We start from the raw sequence: 16,719 nt of genomic DNA on the forward strand, positions 1-16,719 counted from the left end.
CCCTTCAGATACCAAACGTGGGACACGGGGGCCGCCAGCTTGATGAAGCCCATGCGGTGCCGGCGGACCCGGCTCTCGGTGACCTCCACGCCGCAGCGCTCGCAGACGATGCCGCGGTGACGCACCCGCTTGTACTTACCGCAGTGGCACTCCCAATCCTTGGAGGGGCCAAAGATCTTCTCGCAGAACAGCCCATCCATTTCTGGCTTGAGCGTGCGGTAGTTGATGGTTTCGGGCTTCGTTACCTCACCCACCACCTGGCCGTTAGGCAGCGTGCGCTGCCCCCACTGCATGATCCGATCGGGCGAAGCGAGCGTGATCTTGACGTAGTCGAAGTGGTTTTCGGTGCGGAGGTTGCTGTTGGACATCGGTAGTTAGGCGCGCGGAGATCGAGAGAGGGGGGACTTATTCAGCGATCAGTCGTCGTCGTAATCCGCGACGCCGAGGGATTCATAGGTGGGCCGACTGGGGGTGCTGCGACGGGGATTGACGTCCTGCATCAGATCGACTTCCTCACCTGCATCGGTGTAAACAGCGATGTCTAGTCCGAGGGACTGCAGCTCACGCATCAGCACCTTGAACGACTCGGGAGTACCGGGGCGGGGAATGGGCTTGCCCTTGACGATGGCGTTGAGCGCTTCGTTGCGGCCTTGCATGTCGTCGGACTTGACGGTGAGCAATTCCTGCAGGGTGTAGGCGGCGCCGTAGGCCTCCAGGGCCCACACTTCCATCTCACCCAAACGCTGGCCGCCCTGCTGGGCCTTACCACCAAGCGGCTGCTGGGTAACAAGGGAGTAGGGGCCCGTGGAGCGGGCGTGGATCTTGTCGTCCACCAGGTGGACCAGTTTGAGGATGTGGGCATAGCCAACCGTGACCGGTTGGTCGAAGGGCTCGCCACTGCGACCGTCGATCAGTTGGATCTTGCCGGGGTTCTGGGGGTCATAAACCCAATCTTTACCAGGCTGCTTGGCTGCTTCTTCGAGGTAGGCCTGCACGGTTTGCTTCGATTTCTCAGCCCCGTGCATTTCATCAAAGGGCACAACCTTGACCCGGCAGCCCAGGTGGGAAGAGGCCCAGCCCATCAGGCATTCGAAGACCTGGCCCACGTTCATCCGGCTCGGCACACCCAGGGGGTTGAGCACGATGTCGATGGGGGTGCCATCGGGGAGGTAGGGCATGTCCTGCTGGGGCAGGATGCGGCTGATGATGCCCTTGTTGCCGTGGCGACCGGCCATCTTGTCGCCGACCTGGATCTTGCGGCGCTGGGCCACATAAACCCGCACCACCATGTTTGCGCCGGGCGGTAGCTCATCGCCCTGCTCCCGGGTATAGATCCGCACGTCAACAACGCGACCCCTTTCGGTGCTTGGCACCCTCAGGGAGTTGTCGCGCACGTCGCGGGCTTTCTCACCGAAGATGGCCCGCAGCAGTTTCTCCTCAGGGGGCTGGTCGGATTCGCCCTTAGGGGTCACTTTGCCCACAAGGATGTCGCCGCTCTCGACATAGGCGCCGATGCGGATGATGCCCATCTCATCGAGGTTGCCAAGGCTTTCCTCGGCGATGTTGGGAATCTCGCGGGTGATTTCCTCGGGCCCAAGCTTGGTCTGGCGCGCTTCAATCTCGTACTTCTCGATATGCACCGAGGTGTAGAGATCATCGTGAACAAGACGGTCACTCAACAGGATTGCGTCTTCGTAGTTGTAACCCTCCCAAGGCATGTAGGCGATCAGAACGTTCTGACCCAGGGCAATCTCACCGCCCTCGCAGGCTGAGCCATCGGCCAGCACTTGGCCGGCGATCACTGGATCGCCCTGGCGCACGATGGGGCGCTGGTTCAGGCAGGTGTCCTGGTTGGAGCGCTGATACTTCTGCAGGTGGTGCACATGGTCGGTGCCCTGCTCATCGCGGATAACGATGGCGGTGGCATCCACAAAGGTGACGGTGCCGTTCACCCGAGTGATTGGCACCATGCCGGAGTCGCGGGCAACCTGGGTTTCCAGGCCCGTACCCACCAAGGGGCGCTCGGGACGCAGCAGGGGCACGGCCTGGCGCTGCATGTTTGAACCCATCAGGGCGCGGTTGGCGTCGTCGTGCTCAAGGAAGGGAATCAGCGAAGTGGCCACTGAAATCACCTGCACCGGCGACAGCTGGACGTAGTCCACCTGCTCGGGGGGAACTTTCTCGAAGTCCTGGCGGTAGCGCACGGGCACCAGCTCAGCGGTGATGCGGCCATCGGCGTCGGTGGGCACATCGCCAGGGGCCACCCGGCACTCGTCCTCGAGGTCTGCCGCGAGGTAGAGGGGGTCTCCGGATTTGTGAACAATGCCGTTTTCTACTTTCCAGAACGGGGTTTCGATGAAGCCGTACTCGTTCACCCGGGCGTGGGTGGCAAGCGAGCCGATCAGGCCAGCATTGGGACCTTCCGGAGTTTCGATCGGACAGATCCGGCCGTAGTGGGAAGGGTGAATGTCGCGCACGGCAAAGCCAGCCCGCTCCCGGGTTAAGCCGCCAGGGCCGAGGGCGCTGATGCGGCGCTTGTGGGTCAGCTCCGCCAGGGGGTTGGTCTGGTCCATGAACTGGCTCAACTGGCTGGAGCCAAAGAACTCCTTGATGGCGGCCACCAAGGGCTTGGGGTTCACCAGCTGGGCGGGGGTGAGCGATTCGGTCTCGCCCACGGTCATGCGCTCTTTGATGATGCGCTCGAGCCGGTTAAGACCAACCCGCACCTGGTTTTGCAGCAATTCGCCCACGGAGCGAACCCGGCGATTGCCCAGGTGGTCGATGTCATCAAGGCTGGCGCCACCTACATCGAGCTCGAGGTTGATCAGGTAATCAATGGTGCTAAGCACGTCCTCGGGGGTGAGGATGCGCACCGCATCTGGGATCGTCAGGCGCAGTTTTTTATTGATCTTGTAGCGACCCACCCGACCTAGGTCGTAGCGCTTGGGATCGAAGAAACGGCTGTGGAGCAGGCTCTGGCCACCGCTGACCGAGGGGGGCTCGCCGGGACGCAGTTTTTTGTAGAGCTCAAGCAGGGCCTGGTCTTCCGAGGAAATGCCCTCGTCGTTGGCCGCTTCGATCGACTTTTGGTAGTACTCCGGGTGACGCAGCTTGTCGAGCACGTCATTGTCTGACAGACCTATCGCCCGCATCAAGACGTGGGCATTGATCTTGCGGGTTTTGTCGACCCGCACGTGCAGCAGGTCGTTCTTGTCGGTTTCGAACTTGAGCCAGGCACCCCGGTTGGGGATCATGCTGGCGTTGAAGGTCTTACGGCCGTTTTTGTCCTGCTCGTCTTTGAAATAGACCCCAGGTGAGCGCACGATCTGGTTAACGATCACCCGCTCAGCGCCGTTGATGATGAAGGTGCCGCGCTCGGTCATCAGGGGCAGCTCGCCGATGAAAACCTCCTGCTCCTTGATCTCGCCGGTCTCCTTGTTGACCAGGCGGCAGGTCACATACATCTGGGAGGCGAAGGTCGCATCGCGCCGCTTGGCCTCTTCCACGTCGTGGCGGGGACGCTTCAGTCGGTACTCACTACCGATGAAGTGCAGTTCCAACTTGCCGGTGTAGTCGGTGATCGGGGAAAAGCTCTCAAGCTCCTCGATCAGACCCTTTTCCAGGAACCATTTGAAACTGGCGCGCTGTACCTCCACCAAGTCGGGTAGGTAGGTAACGGTCTTGGAGACCTTGATCGCGCTGCTCATGCGGTGAACCTGCAGGAACTGGTTAACAATTGACCGGTCGGCCCTGGACCTTGAAGCCCCGAAGGCAAGCCACGCAGACAGCCATCCCCCAGCGGGAACGGCTGCCCTTTGCGGGCTCACCCAGCGGATTTACTTCAAGATTTCAGGCGTCGACAACAAGAAGCGCTACCGCATCCGGGCCAGTCAAAGATCATACATTGTGAAGTGTCAGGCCAAACAGGCTTGAGGCGTTGGCACTACTGCTATTGGCCACGTTTGTGAGCGTTTCCCCACGCAGCTCCGCCACCTTGGCCGCCACGGCCGCCACGTAGGCCGGTTCGTTGCGCTTGCCCCGGCGGGGCACCGGCGCCAAAAAAGGACAGTCGGTTTCCACCAGGAATCGATCCACTGGGACCTGGCGGGCGCAGGCATGGGTGGCCTCTGCCTTCGGGAAGGTGACCGAACCGCTGAAGCTGATAAAAAATCCCAGCTCGAGGAAGTCGGCCATTTCCGCCGGGGTGCCGCCCCAGCAATGCATCACCCCCCTGGGGCAGGCTCCGCGCTGGGCCCGCTCCCGCAACTCCACCAGCATCGGTTCAGCCGCATCGCGGCAGTGCACGATCACGGGCAGATCAAGCTCCACCGCCAAATCGAGCTGGGGGCGAAGGATGGCGAGTTGGGCTTCGAGGTTTTTGTCGCGAAATAGGTCCAGGCCCAGCTCGCCTATCGCCACAACCCGCCCATCGGCCTGGGCGGCCTCCTTGAGCACCGTTGCCGTATCACTGCGCCAATGCTCGGTGTCCAGCGGGTGAACTCCCACCGAATAGCGCATCTCGGGGAAGCGGTCAGCCAGGGCCCTGATGGCGGGGATTTCCGCCGGCTCCACACAGGCATGCACCAGGGATTGGACCCCGGCCTGGCGCCAGCGCTCAGCCACCTGATCGATGTCGTCATCGAACTGGCGAAAAACAATGTGGCAATGGCTATCTACCAGTTGAACTGCAACCGGTGAACAGCCATCCTGAAGAGCTTCCAGGATCTCAGGCCTGGGCGGCGCTGGCCTGGGCTGTTGGGGCTTGGGGTTCAATTGCTTTTTTGACGGCCGAACTCAGGCGCGACTTTTGGTTGGCACCGGTGTTGCGGTGCAGCACACCTACCTTGATGGCCTTGTCGATCTTGCTGAAGGCAGCATTCATGGTGGCTTGCACAGCCTCCTTCTTGGCCTCAACCGGCTCTTGCCCGTAGGCCGTTACGGCGGCAAAGCAGCGCTTCATAAGGGTGCGCAGACCCGACTTATAGGTGCGGTTACGCAGGCGGTTGCGCTCGGCAACTTCAATGCGCTTTTTCGAAGACTTGTTATTGGCCACAGGCGGTCGTAGGCGCGTTCAGCAATCTCTGATCTTACCTTCACGCCCCCCTGGGGGCCAAGCAAAGGACCAGAGCTTTGGCGCACTAACTTGAGATTCCCTGCCAGCGCTGCAAAGCCCGTGGTCTCCTCCCCGCCTCCCCTCACGATCACCTGCCTGCGGGATCGCGACCATGCGGCCGAGCGATTGGGCGCAATTGCGGAGCGCACCAGTGGCTCCCAGATGGCTGAGGCAATGGCCAAGGTGGAGCAAATAATTGACCAGGTGCGCAGCCAGGGGGATCGGGCCCTGATCGAATTGACCCAACGCTTCGATGGCGTTCGACCCGAACCGCTGCGGATTCCCCAAGAACGGTTGGCCCAGGCCTGGCAGCAATGCCCGGCCCCTTTGCAGGCAGCCCTGGAGCTGGCCCACCAGCGGATCCTGGCCTTTCACCAGCAGCAGATCCCCCAGGACCTGGCCGTGACCGGCCCCCATGGGGAACGGCTCGGCCGGCGCTGGCGCCCCGTGGAAAAGGCGGGTTTATACGTGCCCGGGGGCCGGGCCTCCTATCCCAGCACCGTGTTGATGAATGCGGTGCCGGCCACGGTGGCTGGCGTCCAGCGCCTGGTGATGGTCACGCCGCCTGGCCCCCAGGGGGAACCCAATGCCACCGTCTTGGCCGCTGCGCACCTGGCGGGAGTTGAGGAGGTCTATCGGGTGGGTGGTGCCCAGGCCGTGGCCGCCCTGGCCTATGGCACCGAAACGATTCCCCGGGTGGATGTGGTCAGCGGACCGGGCAACCTATACGTAACCCTGGCGAAAAAGGCTGTCTATGGCAGGGTTGCCATAGATTCCCTGGCCGGCCCCAGCGAGGTGCTGGTGATCGCAGATCACACCGCCAAGGCCGACCAGGTGGCGGCCGATCTGCTGGCCCAAGCCGAACACGACCCCCTAGCCGCGGCCATTCTGTTGACCACCAGCCCCGAGTTGGCGGCGGCCCTGCCGGCGGCCCTGGAGGCCCAGTTGGCCGGGCACCCCAGGGCTGAAATCACCCGCCAAGCCCTGGGCGACTGGGGCCTAATCGTGGTCTGCCGCGACCTCGACCAGGCAGCCCAGCTCAGCGATTGCTTTGCCCCCGAACACCTGGAGCTGCTGGTGGAGGATCCCGAATCCCTGGCCGATCGCATCAAGCACGCCGGGGCGATCTTCATGGGCCCCCATAGCCCTGAAGCCGTGGGGGATTACCTGGCCGGACCAAACCACACCCTGCCCACCTCGGGCACGGCCCGTTTTGCGGGGGCCTTGAGCGTGGAGACCTTCCTGCGCCACACCAGCCTGATCCAGTTCAACCGCGCGGCCCTGGAGGCCACGGGCCCTGCCGTGATCACCCTGGCCGAAAGCGAGGGGCTCCACAGCCATGCCGAATCAGTGCGGCGCCGGCTCGGTTAAGGATGCTGGGGGCTTAGGCGAGCTCGCGGACGCCCGGCACCCCATCGACGATCTCGCCGACGAGCACCTGGTCGGTGAGATTTACGAACAGGCCGTTCTCCAAGACGCCGGGGAGGTTGTTAATTTCCTTCTCCAGGCCTTCGGGATCGCCGATCCCTCCGCCAAATTTCACATCCAGCACCAGGTTGCCCTGGTCGGTGACCACCGGGCCTGCCTTACGCACGGCCATCCGTAATTCAGCCACGCCGCCCAATTCCTGCAGCTCGGCCTGCACCTGGCGCCAGGCACCGGGCAGCACTTCTACGGGCAGCAGGAAGCCCAGGTTGAGGGTGTCCACCAACTTGGTGGAATCAACCACCACCACGAAGCGCTCCGCCCGGCGGGCCACCAACTTCTCCTGCACGTGGCAAGCGCCGCCACCCTTGATCAGCTGGAGAGAGGGATCCACCTCATCGGCGCCATCAATGGCCAGGTCAATCCTGTTGACAGCATTGAGGCTCTGGAGGGGGATGCCCAGCTCCGCCGCCAACACCTCCCCTTGAAAAGACGTCGTTACCCCAACGATGTCCTTGAGCTCGCCGCGCTGCAACTTGGCCCCAAGGGCCCGGATCATTAGGGCGGCAGTGGAACCGGACCCCAATCCCAAAACCATGCCGTCACGGATCTGTTCGATGGCAGCTTCAGCGACTGCCTGCTTCATCCGGTCCTGCAGATCCGACATGTCCGTGTGCTCGGGGCCGCGACCGTAGCTCAGCCAAGGTGAGTCAGCCCGCCAAGGGCATGGCCGCGGGCTTGATCGAGAGCTGGATTTCCTGCTGGCCCCTAATCACCTTCAGGGGCAAAGGCTCATTCAGGGCAGAGCGCTCCACCACCTGCAGCAGCGCACCGGGATCGGCCACCTGCTTGTTGGCTACGGCCACCACCAAATCGCCGCGCCGCAGGCCGGCCCGCTCCGCCGGGCTATCGGGGAGCACCCTTTGCACCAGGGCTCCGTCCTGCTCCGGCAATTGCAGAAGCGCTCCGGGGTCGCTGTTGTTGTCACGGGCGCGACGGGCCGTGAGGGGCACCAACTGGAGGCCGAGATAGGGATGGAGCACCTGGTCGCCGCGGCTGAGTTGGTCAGCCACGCCCTTGGCCAAGTTGATCGGAATTGCAAAGCCCAGTCCGGCCCCTGGACCGGAGCGCACCAGGGTGTTGATACCCACCACCTCGCCGGCTGAATTGATCAAGGGTCCTCCGGAATTGCCCGGATTGATCGCCGCATCGGTTTGGATCAAATCCAAGCGTTTATCTGCAAAACCAAGGCTATGGATGTCGCGATGCAGGCTGCTGATGATGCCCAGGGTCACCGTGCGCTCGAGGCCATAGGGGCTGCCAAGGGCGATTGCCCAATCCCCCACCTCGAGGGCTTCTGAATCGCCCAGGGTGGCCGACTGCAATGGGTGGCCCTTCTCAATGCGCACCACCGCCAGATCGGTCACAGGATCTGCTCCCACCACGGCCCCATCCAGCTGGGTCCCATCCGAGAGGGTGATCTCCACGGTGTCGACCTTGTCGACCACGTGGGCGTTGGTTAGGACCAAACCCCCAGCAGCATCAATCACCACCCCCGATCCCTGGCCCCGTTCGCGCATGCTGCCGGCCGGATCACCAAGCAAATCGCGCAGAAAGGGATCGAGCATGGCCGGATCAAATGGCTGGCGAGCCACGTCCCGTTCGGTGTCAATTCGGACAACAGCGGGGCCCACCAATCGGGCCGCATCGGCCACGAAACTGTGGCTTGCCTCCGGAATCGGATCGGCCCAAGCCGCCGGCACCGGCGCCAAACCAACCAGACCCCAGCAGAGCGCCAGGACCACACACAACCAGTGGACAACTGCCATCAGCCAAGGCTAGGGGGCTAGGCCCCCTTAAGTTGGGCGGAAATCAGCGCACATGCGCAACAACCAACTTTTAGCGAGATACCCATGGCAGAGATACCTCCCGGTAGCCGGCAGCGCTGCAGCCTCTGCCAAGTTGAGATCCAGGGCATGGCAGGTGGCAACGACCTAGTGCACTTCAGCCAGGGGGGACCGGGCAGCCGCGCCAAGCTATGGGCGAGGGTTTGCCAGTACCTGAGCACTCCTGAGCAGAAGTCCCAATGCATCAACCTTGATGCCAGCTTGAGGGGAACCGTGCAAAAGAGCGATTATTTCGCCGAGGCGCCAATGATCAACCTGCCCCCCACTCCCGGCGGCCCTGAGGATTAAGCGGCCCAGCCCTGTGGGCCCGAATAACCCATCCACTAAGGTGAATTTGTGCCCGGCGGGCATCCCTAAGAAATCCTGGTTTGATTACCGGGTCACTTTCCTAGGGCAGTTTCAAAAACTGCAGATGCCGGCGGGTGCCCAATCCCTGCCCACCTGCAGCTTTGACCACCCCGCCCACCACAGAGCTCGAAAAGCTGGCCCTGGAGGCCATGGCTGCATCGGGATTCGTGCTGCGCGGCATCCAGGTGCACAGCCATCGCATTCCGATGACAGTGCAGGTACTGGTGCAGCGAGCCGATGGCGGCGACATCAGTCTCGACGAATGCGCCTCCATGAGTGCCCCCCTTGGTGAAGCCATAGAAGCGGCGAGCTTGCTGCTCGAGCCCTATGTTTTGGAGATCAGTAGCCCTGGCGTCAGCGACGAACTTCAGGACGATCGGGATTTCCGCAGTTTTCGCGGCTTCCCAATCGAAGTGGAATTCCGCGATGCCAAAGGCGAAACGGTCTGCAGCGAAGGGCTCCTGCTCGAGCGTGACGCCGATGCCTTGCACTTAAACCTGCGGGGCCGCATCAAGCGCATTCCGCGTCCAGATGTGATCAGTGTGCGTTTGGTAACTCCAACCACCTGATCTCCCAACCCAAGACCATTCCCCACCCCTGATCCATGGCCCTGGTTCTGCTCCCCGGTCTCAACAACCTGATCGAGGACATCAGCGAAGAGAAGAAACTGGCTCCAGCCGTGGTGGAGGCCGCCCTGCGCGAAGCGCTGCTTAAGGGCTATGAGCGCTACCGACGCACCCTTTACCTGGGCATCAGCGAAGACCCCTTCGAGGAGGACTACTTCTCCAACTTCGATGTTGGCCTCGAACTGGACGAGGAGGGCTATCGGGTGCTGGCCTCAAAAATCATTGTGGAAGAGGTGGAAAGCGAAGACCACCAGATATCCCTGGCCGAAGTCCAGCAGGTGGCCGAAGACGCCCAAATCGGCGACACGGTCGTCTTGGACGTAACTCCCGAGAAGGATGACTTTGGCCGCATGGCGGCCTCCACCACCAAGCAAGTGTTGGCCCAGAAGCTGCGCGATCAGCAGCGCCGCATGATCCAAGAGGAATTTGCGGACCTGGAAGATCCTGTGCTGACCGCCAGGGTCATTCGCTTTGAGCGCCAATCCATAATTATGGCCGTCAGTTCTGGCCTGGGCAGGCCAGAGGTGGAAGCGGAATTACCGCGCCGCGACCAATTGCCCAACGACAACTACCGGGCCAACGCCACCTTCAAGGTGTTCCTGAAGGAAGTCAGTGAGATTGCCCGGCGCGGCCCCCAGCTGTTCGTGAGCCGCTCAAATGCCGGCCTCGTGGTGTATTTGTTTGAAAACGAGGTGCCTGAAATCCAGGAGGGTTCCGTGCGCATCGTGGCCGTGGCCAGGGAAGCAAATCCGCCAAGCCGGTCAGTGGGCCCCCGCACCAAGGTGGCTGTAGACAGCGTCGAACGGGAGGTGGATCCGGTGGGGGCCTGCATCGGCGCCCGAGGTTCCCGAATCCAACAGGTGGTCAACGAGCTGCGGGGCGAAAAAATTGACGTAATTCGCTGGTCTCCAGATCCTGGCCAATACATTGCCAATTCCCTGAGCCCGGCCCGGGTTGAGATGGTGCGCTTGGTTGATCCCCAAGGTCAGCACGCCCACGTGCTGGTTCCCCCCGATCAGCTCAGCCTGGCCATAGGCCGGGAAGGCCAGAACGTGCGCCTGGCGGCCCGCCTGACCGGCTGGAAAATCGACATCAAAAATGCCTCGGAGTACGACCAGGCCACCGAAGACTCGGTGGTCTCCGAACTGATCGCCCAACGCCAGGAAGAGGAGGCCCAGCAGGCCGAGGTGGAGGCCCGACTTGAGGCGGAACAAGCTCTGCGGGCTGAAGAAGATGCCCGTCTGCGGGAGCTCTATCCCCTACCCGAAGACGACGAGGAATACGCCGAGGCCGAGTACGACTACGAAGAAGCACCCCAGGAGGCAGCTCCAGAAGAAGCAGCTCCAGAAGAAGAAGCCCCCGAAGAGGAAGGAGCCCGGTGAGTTCTCGGCCTGTGCTTCGGCGCTGTGTGAGCTGTCGCGAATTGCTGGATCGTCAGCAGTTGTGGCGGATCATCAGGCTCGCCGAAGGGGGAATCGGGTTGGATCAGGGCATGGGCCGATCGGCTTACCTCTGTCCCAACCAGGAGTGTTTTGAGGAGGCGAAACGACGAAAACGTTTGCAACGGGCCTTGCGCTGCCAAGTTGCAGAAACAATCGTCGAAACCCTCGAACAACGACTGAATACCAGCGTTGATCGCGCCTCTAAGGCAATATGAACATTGGCCGCCCCGTGCAAGCGGCCTGGATCCCGTTGGCCCCCGATTCGGCGGCCCCTGGGAACCGTCCACTGGAGACCTGAATGACCAGCAGCGGCAAAGTCAGAATTTATGAGTTGTCTAAGGACATGGGCCTGGACAACAAGGACGTGCTCGACGCCGCCATTTCGCTGGGTGTTGCGGCAAAAAGCCACAGCAGCTCGATTAGCGACGACGAGGCAACAAAAATCCGCTCGCTGATTAACAAGGGCGCCCAAAGCAGCGCAGCTGCCGCCGCTCCAGGCAAGGCCATTCTCTCGGTGAAAAAAGCCGCCCCTGCGGTAGTGGCCCCTGCGCCTGCAGCTGCGAAGCCCGCAGCGCCAGCCGCAAAGCCCGCAGCACTGGCCGCTCCTGCGGCGAAGCCCGCAACTCCGTCGATGGCCGCAGCAGTCCCGGCCCGGCCCCCCGCTGCCCAACCAGCCACTGCCAAACCCCCGGCTGCCGTTAAACCCCCAGCCCCCAAACAACAGGCTCCCCAGCAACCACCTGCTCGGCCAAGCGCCGCAGCCCCTGGCCAGCCTGCTGCGCCAGCCGCAAAACCTGCTGCGCCAGCCGCAAAACCGCCGCTCGTTATCGCCAGCAAGCACCCCCTAGCTGGGAAACCTCCCCTCCCGGGAAAGCCCCCCCTAGCTGGCAAGCCGCCCCTCACCGGCAAACCGCCGGTGCCCAATAAACCGGTGGTGATCGCCTCTAAACCGCCAGCCCGTCCTTCTGCACCAGCACCTGCCCAAGCCCGCAAGGGCGACGCCCCCGCACGGCCCGTGGCAGCCAAACCCCAGCTCGTTGGCAGACCCATAAGCACCCCCCCCGGCGGACCTAAAGGCGCAGGCCCCACCAGCAGTCGCCCGGCGCCACCGGCGGGCAGGGCACCCCTGAGCCAGCGCCCCCCGGCACCCCAGCGTTCGGGAGCCCCAGCCCCCATCCGCCCAGGCCAGGAAGGTCGGGCCGCCGGCAGTGCCCCTGGCCGCCCCGCCCCCAGCCCCCTTGAGCTGGTGGGCAAACCAATTCGCCGCGACAGCGAAGGCCCTGGTGGAGCCGGCGGCAATCGCCCTGCCGCTCCAGGCAGGCCTGGCATGCCCACGGGAATGCGCAAGCCGGTGGCCCCTGGCGAGCTGATGCAGCTGCAGAAACCAGGCCCAGGTAGGTCAATAGCACCACCGCCGCGCCGCGCCGGTGAGCGCAGCGAAGCGGGTGCGGCGGGTCCTGGCGGTGGCACTGGCACTACCGATCTGGTGCGCCCCGCGGCCACTCCCCCCTCGGCCCCCAGGCGCCCCGGTTTCCGCGCGGCCACCCCTGCGGGAGCTGCCGGCCGCCCCCGCAGGCCCGACTGGGATGACAGCGCCAAGCTGGAGGCACTGCGCAGCCGTACACCTCAAAAACAGCGCACCAAGGTGCACATCATTGGTGAAAACGATGATGCCCTGACTGCTGAAACCGGCGGATTTGCCGGCGAACAGGAAGCAGTGGTGCTGCAGGCCAGCCTGGCCAGGCCCGCCAAGCCCCGCAGCGCCGGTGGAGCTGCTGCCAAGCCGATGGCGGCGATGCGCAAGCGCAAGAAGGAAACCACCCGCCAGCGCCAGCGTCGCCGGGCCATGGAGCTGCGTGCCTCCCGCGAGGCCAAGCAGGTGCGGCCAGAAATGCTGATCGTGCCGGAGGGGAACCTCACGGTGCAGGAGCTGGCCGACAAACTCAGCGTCGAGAGCTCTGAAATCATCAAGAGCCTCTTCTTCCGTGGCGTAATTGCCACGGTCACCCAGACCCTCGACCTCTCCACAATCGAGGCGGTTGCTGAAGAATTTGGTGTGCCCGTCCTCGAGGACGACGTCCAAGAGGCGGCCAAGAAGACGGTGGAGATGATCGAGGAGAGCGACCTCGCCTACCTGATCCGTCGCCCGCCCGTGGTCACCGTGATGGGCCACGTGGACCACGGCAAAACCAGCCTGCTGGATGCGATCCGCAAAACCAGGGTGGCCGCCGGCGAAGCCGGAGGCATTACCCAGCACATCGGTGCTTACCAGGTGACCGTTCCCCACGGTGGAGAAGAGCGCAAGATCACCTTCCTCGACACCCCTGGCCACGAAGCCTTTACGGCCATGCGTGCCCGCGGCACCAAGGTCACAGACGTGGCCGTGCTGGTGGTGGCAGCCGACGACGGCGTTCGCCCCCAGACCCTGGAGGCGATCAGCCACGCCCGGGCCGCCGAGGTGCCGATCGTGGTGGCGATCAACAAGATCGACAAGGAGGGGGCTTCGCCAGATCGGGTCAAACAGGAGCTTTCTGCCCTCGAATTGGTGGCGGAAGACTGGGGCGGCAACACCGTGATGGTGCCCGTCAGTGCCATCAAGGGCGAAAACGTCGACAAGTTGCTGGAGATGATCCTGCTGGTCACCGAAGTGGAAGACCTGCAGGCCAACCCCGAGCGGATGGCCAAGGGCACTGTGATCGAAGCCCACCTCGACAAGGCAAAGGGCCCGGTTGCAACTCTGCTGATCCAAAACGGCACCCTGCGGGCCGGCAATGTGCTGGCGGCAGGCCCCGTGCTGGGCAAGGTGCGCGCCATGGTCGACGACACCGGCAAACGGGTCAAGGAGGCTGGGCCCTCCTACGCGGTGGAGGCCCTGGGCTTCAGCGAAGTGCCCACCGCCGGTGATGAGTTCGAGGTCTATCCCGATGAGAAAACAGCTCGGGCCGTGGTCGGAGACCGGGCCAACGAAGCCCGCGCCACCCGCCTGGCCCAGCAAATGGCCTCCCGTCGGGTTTCACTCGCCTCGATGTCTGGTCAGGCAAGCGAAGGCGACCTCAAGGAACTGAACCTGATCCTCAAGGCCGACGTGCAGGGTTCCGTGGAGGCCATCCTTGGCTCCCTCGAGCAGCTGCCCCAGGGCGAGGTGCAGGTGCGGGTACTGCTTTCGGCGCCGGGCGAAATCACCGAAACCGATGTGGACCTAGCGGCAGCCTCTGGCGCCGTGATCGTGGGCTTCAACACCTCCATGGCCCCAGGGGCCAAGCGGGCCGCCGATGCCACCGGCGTCGATGTGCGCGACTACGAGGTGATTTACAAACTGCTGGAAGACATCCAGATGGCCATGGAAGGTCTGCTGGAGCCAGAGTTGGTGGAAGAAAGCCTGGGCGAAGCCGAAGTGCGCGCTGTGTTCACGATCGGCAAGAGCGCCGTAGCTGGCTGCTATGTCACCAGTGGCAAACTGCAGCGCAACTGCAAGGTGCGCGTCTTCCGGGGCAAGGAAAAGGTCTACGAGGGCGATCTCGACTCCCTGCGCCGCAATAAGGACGACGTCAAGGAAGTGGCCACGGGCTTCGAGTGCGGCATTGGCACCGATCGCTTCAATGGCTGGCAGGAGGGGGATCGGGCCGAGGCCTTCAAGCTCGTCACCCAGCGCCGCACCCTCAGCACCTAGGGCTAGACAGTGAATCCCCGCCGCGAGCCCCTGCTTTGGCTCCAGCTGGTTGGCCTAGGGGCCATCCCACTGGAGCTGTTGCTGGTGCTGGTGTTGCTGGCGGGCAGTGATCCTGGCCGCTTTCCCCTACTGGAATGGCTGCTGGTCTGGGGACTGGGGGCAGTTGCACCTTCGGTGGTGTTTTGGCTGAAGCCGCCCGATCCTTTTTCACTGCTCCTAGTTCAGGCCCCAGGCAGCAAGCGCCGACCTGAGCAACAGAACATCACGGCAATCCCCCTAGGGATGCCCTTCAAGCTCCTACTGGCCAGTGGCACTCTTTTGCTACTGCCCCTGTTGCTATGGCTTGATCGCACTTCGGTGCTGGCCACCAGCTTTGCCCTAATCCCCCGGGCCAATCGCCTCACCTCCCTACTGCTCTGTGCACCGGTGCTGGCCTTGATGGTCTGGCAGTGGCAGCAGCTGGTGCAAGCGACCTGGCTGCTCAAAGGTCAGCCCAAGGCCCCAGACAGCGGCGGCGATGCTCAACAGCCCAAGGCACGACTTTGCCTTGGGCTGCCCTGGATGCAGCTGCGTGAGCTCGAACCAGGCCAGGAATTACCGGCTCCCCCTGCCCAGGCGATAGTTGAGCCCCAGGAGTCAATACAGCTGGCGGTGCCAGATACAGAGCCAGCCCCGACGACAGAGCCAGACATAGGGCCGGCGCTGGGGCCAGAAATCACTGATGTGGCTTTTACGCCGATCGAAAAGTCTCAGGGGGTTGGTCCTAGTGAGTCAGCTCCTGTTGCGATCGAACCAGAGGAGGCCCCCAAACAGGACCAGGGCACCCACCTGGATGATCCAATCGGTTGACGGCACCAGCTCGCCGCTGGAAAAGCGCATCGCCATGGTGGCCAGACCAAGCCCCGCCGAGGCCACCAGGGCAAACCAGATGCCGCGCCTCAAACCACGCCATGGCGTGCGCACCTCTTGGAGCAGGCGAGCCCGCAGCTCTGGATCAAGGTCAGGGGGCTTCGATCCCATCAAATCAGGCCTATCGGCGGCTGGACAATGCTAGTTTCACAAAGGGGCCGGTGTAGCTCAGGGGTAGAGCAACTGATTCGTAATCAGTAGGTCGTCGGTTCAAATCCGATCACCGGCTTATTTAATAGTTAAGTCAAAGAGTTCACGTTAGTAACAGGCATTGCTTTCAGGGTCTTAGCCACAAAAAAGCCCCCCTCTAGGAGAGGGGGGCTGGGATTCCGTCGATTTGCTCTGGAAACAGTTGAAGCTTTTAGCCTCAGCCGATTGCAGGGGCGGTCAGAGCTACGGGGGTAGCTTCTGCAGCAGCCAGGTCAAGCGGGAAGTTGTGAGCGTTGCGCTCGTGCATTACTTCCATGCCCAGACCAGCGCGGTTCAGAACGTCAGCCCAGGTGTTGAGCACACGACCCTGGGAATCCAAGATCGACTGGTTGAAGTTGAAGCCGTTCAGGTTGAAGGCCATCGTGCTCACGCCCAGGGCGGTGAACCAGATGCCGACAACGGGCCAGGCAGCAAGGAAGAAGTGCAGGCTGCGGCTGTTGTTGAAGCTGGCGTATTGGAAGATCAGGCGACCGAAGTAACCGTGGGCAGCCACGATGTTGTAGGTCTCTTCTTCTTGGCCGAACTTGTAGCCGTAGTTCTGGCTCTCGCTTTCGGTGGTTTCACGCACCAAAGAAGAGGTAACCAGTGAGCCGTGCATGGCGGAGAACAGTGAACCACCGAAGACGCCAGCCACACCAAGCATGTGGAAGGGGTGCATCAGGATGTTGTGCTCAGCCTGGAACACCAACATGTAGTTGAAGGTGCCGGAGATGCCCAGGGGCATGGCGTCCGAGAAGGAGCCCTGACCGAAGGGATAAACCAGGAAGACAGCAGAGGCAGCAGCCACAGGTGCGCTGTATGCAACGCAGATCCAGGGGCGCATGCCGAGGCGGTAGGAAAGTTCCCACTCACGTCCCATGTAGGCGTAGATGCCGATCAGGAAGTGGAAGATCACCAGTTGGAAAGGACCACCGTTGTACAGCCACTCATCGAGGCTGGCGGCTTCCCAGATGGGATAGAAGTGCAAGCCAATGGCATTGCTGGAAGGAACAACAGCACCGGAGATGATGTTGTTGCCGTACATCAGTGAACCGGCAACGGGCTCACGGATGCCGTCGATGTCGACGGG

The 16,719-nt window shown here is 62.7% G+C and carries 14 protein-coding genes, 1 tRNA gene and 1 pseudogene; 8 read left to right on the forward strand and 8 right to left on the reverse strand.

Annotated elements, in window-relative coordinates:
- The 4 genes and pseudogenes from rpoC1 to rpsT all read right to left on the reverse strand — a co-directional run.
- Positions 1–368: pseudogene (gene rpoC1 / locus KBY58_RS10230) on the reverse strand (DNA-directed RNA polymerase subunit gamma); the annotation flags it as partial.
- Between the two features lie 48 nt (positions 369–416).
- Positions 417–3,707 (reverse strand): DNA-directed RNA polymerase subunit beta, encoded by a 3,291-nt coding sequence (gene rpoB, locus KBY58_RS10235; RefSeq protein ID WP_255004237.1) that lies wholly within the window; start codon positions 3,705–3,707, stop codon positions 417–419.
- A gap of 190 nt (positions 3,708–3,897) precedes the next feature.
- Positions 3,898–4,680, reverse strand: a complete 783-nt coding sequence (locus KBY58_RS10240; RefSeq protein WP_254934057.1) for a TatD family hydrolase — start codon at positions 4,678–4,680, stop codon at positions 3,898–3,900.
- A 46-nt stretch (positions 4,681–4,726) separates the two neighbouring features.
- Positions 4,727–5,053: a 30S ribosomal protein S20 gene (gene rpsT / locus KBY58_RS10245; protein ID WP_254933939.1), complete on the reverse strand. Its 327-nt coding sequence runs from the start codon at positions 5,051–5,053 to the stop codon at positions 4,727–4,729.
- A gap of 120 nt (positions 5,054–5,173) precedes the next feature.
- Here rpsT and hisD point away from each other — a divergent pair, with 120 nt between their 5' ends.
- Entirely contained in the window at positions 5,174–6,484 is a 1,311-nt protein-coding gene (gene hisD, locus KBY58_RS10250) for a histidinol dehydrogenase (RefSeq protein WP_255004239.1), read from the forward strand.
- 13 nt (positions 6,485–6,497) lie between these two features.
- On the opposite strand, the gene rpiA is transcribed toward hisD, so the two are convergent.
- Together rpiA and KBY58_RS10260 are read right to left on the reverse strand one after the other, a co-directional pair.
- The gene (gene rpiA / locus KBY58_RS10255; protein ID WP_255004240.1) at positions 6,498–7,205 is read right to left on the reverse strand and encodes a ribose-5-phosphate isomerase RpiA; all 708 of its coding nucleotides are present in this window, start codon (positions 7,203–7,205) and stop codon (positions 6,498–6,500) included.
- A gap of 43 nt (positions 7,206–7,248) precedes the next feature.
- Positions 7,249–8,367 (reverse strand): trypsin-like peptidase domain-containing protein, encoded by a 1,119-nt coding sequence (locus KBY58_RS10260; RefSeq protein ID WP_255004242.1) that lies wholly within the window; start codon positions 8,365–8,367, stop codon positions 7,249–7,251.
- Between the two features lie 84 nt (positions 8,368–8,451).
- Here KBY58_RS10260 and KBY58_RS10265 point away from each other — a divergent pair, with 84 nt between their 5' ends.
- The 6 genes from KBY58_RS10265 to KBY58_RS10290 all read left to right on the forward strand — a co-directional run bounded on the left by KBY58_RS10265 (position 8,452) and on the right by KBY58_RS10290 (position 15,380).
- Entirely contained in the window at positions 8,452–8,733 is a 282-nt protein-coding gene (locus KBY58_RS10265; RefSeq protein ID WP_254933942.1) for a hypothetical protein, read from the forward strand.
- A gap of 161 nt (positions 8,734–8,894) precedes the next feature.
- A complete protein-coding gene (locus tag KBY58_RS10270) occupies positions 8,895–9,362 on the forward strand; it encodes a ribosome assembly cofactor RimP (RefSeq protein WP_255004244.1) in 468 nt (155 codons plus the stop codon).
- Between the two features lie 35 nt (positions 9,363–9,397).
- Complete coding sequence (nusA, locus tag KBY58_RS10275; RefSeq protein ID WP_254933943.1) at positions 9,398–10,801, forward strand: transcription termination factor NusA; 1,404 nt, start codon at positions 9,398–9,400, stop codon at positions 10,799–10,801.
- Positions 10,798–11,076, forward strand: a complete 279-nt coding sequence (locus KBY58_RS10280) for a YlxR family protein (RefSeq protein ID WP_254933944.1) — start codon at positions 10,798–10,800, stop codon at positions 11,074–11,076. The genes nusA and KBY58_RS10280 overlap by 4 nt, the downstream gene beginning before the upstream one ends.
- A gap of 83 nt (positions 11,077–11,159) precedes the next feature.
- Positions 11,160–14,531 carry a translation initiation factor IF-2 gene (gene infB / locus KBY58_RS10285; RefSeq protein WP_255004245.1) on the forward strand — a complete coding sequence of 1,124 codons (3,372 nt, stop codon included), beginning with the start codon at positions 11,160–11,162 and terminating at the stop codon, positions 14,529–14,531.
- A gap of 9 nt (positions 14,532–14,540) precedes the next feature.
- Entirely contained in the window at positions 14,541–15,380 is an 840-nt protein-coding gene (locus tag KBY58_RS10290; protein WP_255004246.1) for a low-complexity tail membrane protein, read from the forward strand.
- On the opposite strand, the gene KBY58_RS10295 is transcribed toward KBY58_RS10290, so the two are convergent.
- Positions 15,303–15,551: a DUF3493 domain-containing protein gene (locus KBY58_RS10295; RefSeq protein ID WP_254933947.1), complete on the reverse strand. Its 249-nt coding sequence runs from the start codon at positions 15,549–15,551 to the stop codon at positions 15,303–15,305. The two genes, KBY58_RS10290 and KBY58_RS10295, sit on opposite strands and share 78 nt — an antisense overlap.
- 46 nt (positions 15,552–15,597) lie before the next feature.
- Between KBY58_RS10295 and KBY58_RS10300 the strand changes: the two genes are divergently transcribed.
- Positions 15,598–15,669, forward strand: a tRNA-Thr gene (locus KBY58_RS10300).
- Positions 15,670–15,807: 138 nt separating this feature from the next.
- Here KBY58_RS10300 and psbA read toward each other — a convergent pair.
- Positions 15,808–16,719, reverse strand: a 912-nt coding sequence (gene psbA, locus KBY58_RS10305) for a photosystem II q(b) protein (RefSeq protein ID WP_255004247.1), incomplete at its 5' end; no start/stop codon positions are given.

The organism is Cyanobium sp. HWJ4-Hawea (assembly GCF_024345815.1).
Taxonomy (GTDB): Bacteria; Cyanobacteriota; Cyanobacteriia; order PCC-6307; family Cyanobiaceae; genus Cyanobium_A.

Bases quoted from the DNA above. Each gene is read 5' to 3' on its own strand.
- infB (WP_255004245.1), top strand. From the start codon at position 11,160: ATGACCAGCAGCGGCAAAGTCAGAATTTATGAGTTGTCTAAGGACATG.
- rpiA (WP_255004240.1), bottom strand. From the start codon at position 7,205: ATGTCGGATCTGCAGGACCGGATGAAGCAGGCAGTCGCTGAAGCTGCC.
- nusA (WP_254933943.1), top strand. From the start codon at position 9,398: ATGGCCCTGGTTCTGCTCCCCGGTCTCAACAACCTGATCGAGGACATC.
- KBY58_RS10260 (WP_255004242.1), bottom strand. From the start codon at position 8,367: ATGGCAGTTGTCCACTGGTTGTGTGTGGTCCTGGCGCTCTGCTGGGGT.
- KBY58_RS10295 (WP_254933947.1), bottom strand. From the start codon at position 15,551: ATGGGATCGAAGCCCCCTGACCTTGATCCAGAGCTGCGGGCTCGCCTG.
- rpoB (WP_255004237.1), bottom strand. From the start codon at position 3,707: ATGAGCAGCGCGATCAAGGTCTCCAAGACCGTTACCTACCTACCCGAC.
- KBY58_RS10265 (WP_254933942.1), top strand. From the start codon at position 8,452: ATGGCAGAGATACCTCCCGGTAGCCGGCAGCGCTGCAGCCTCTGCCAA.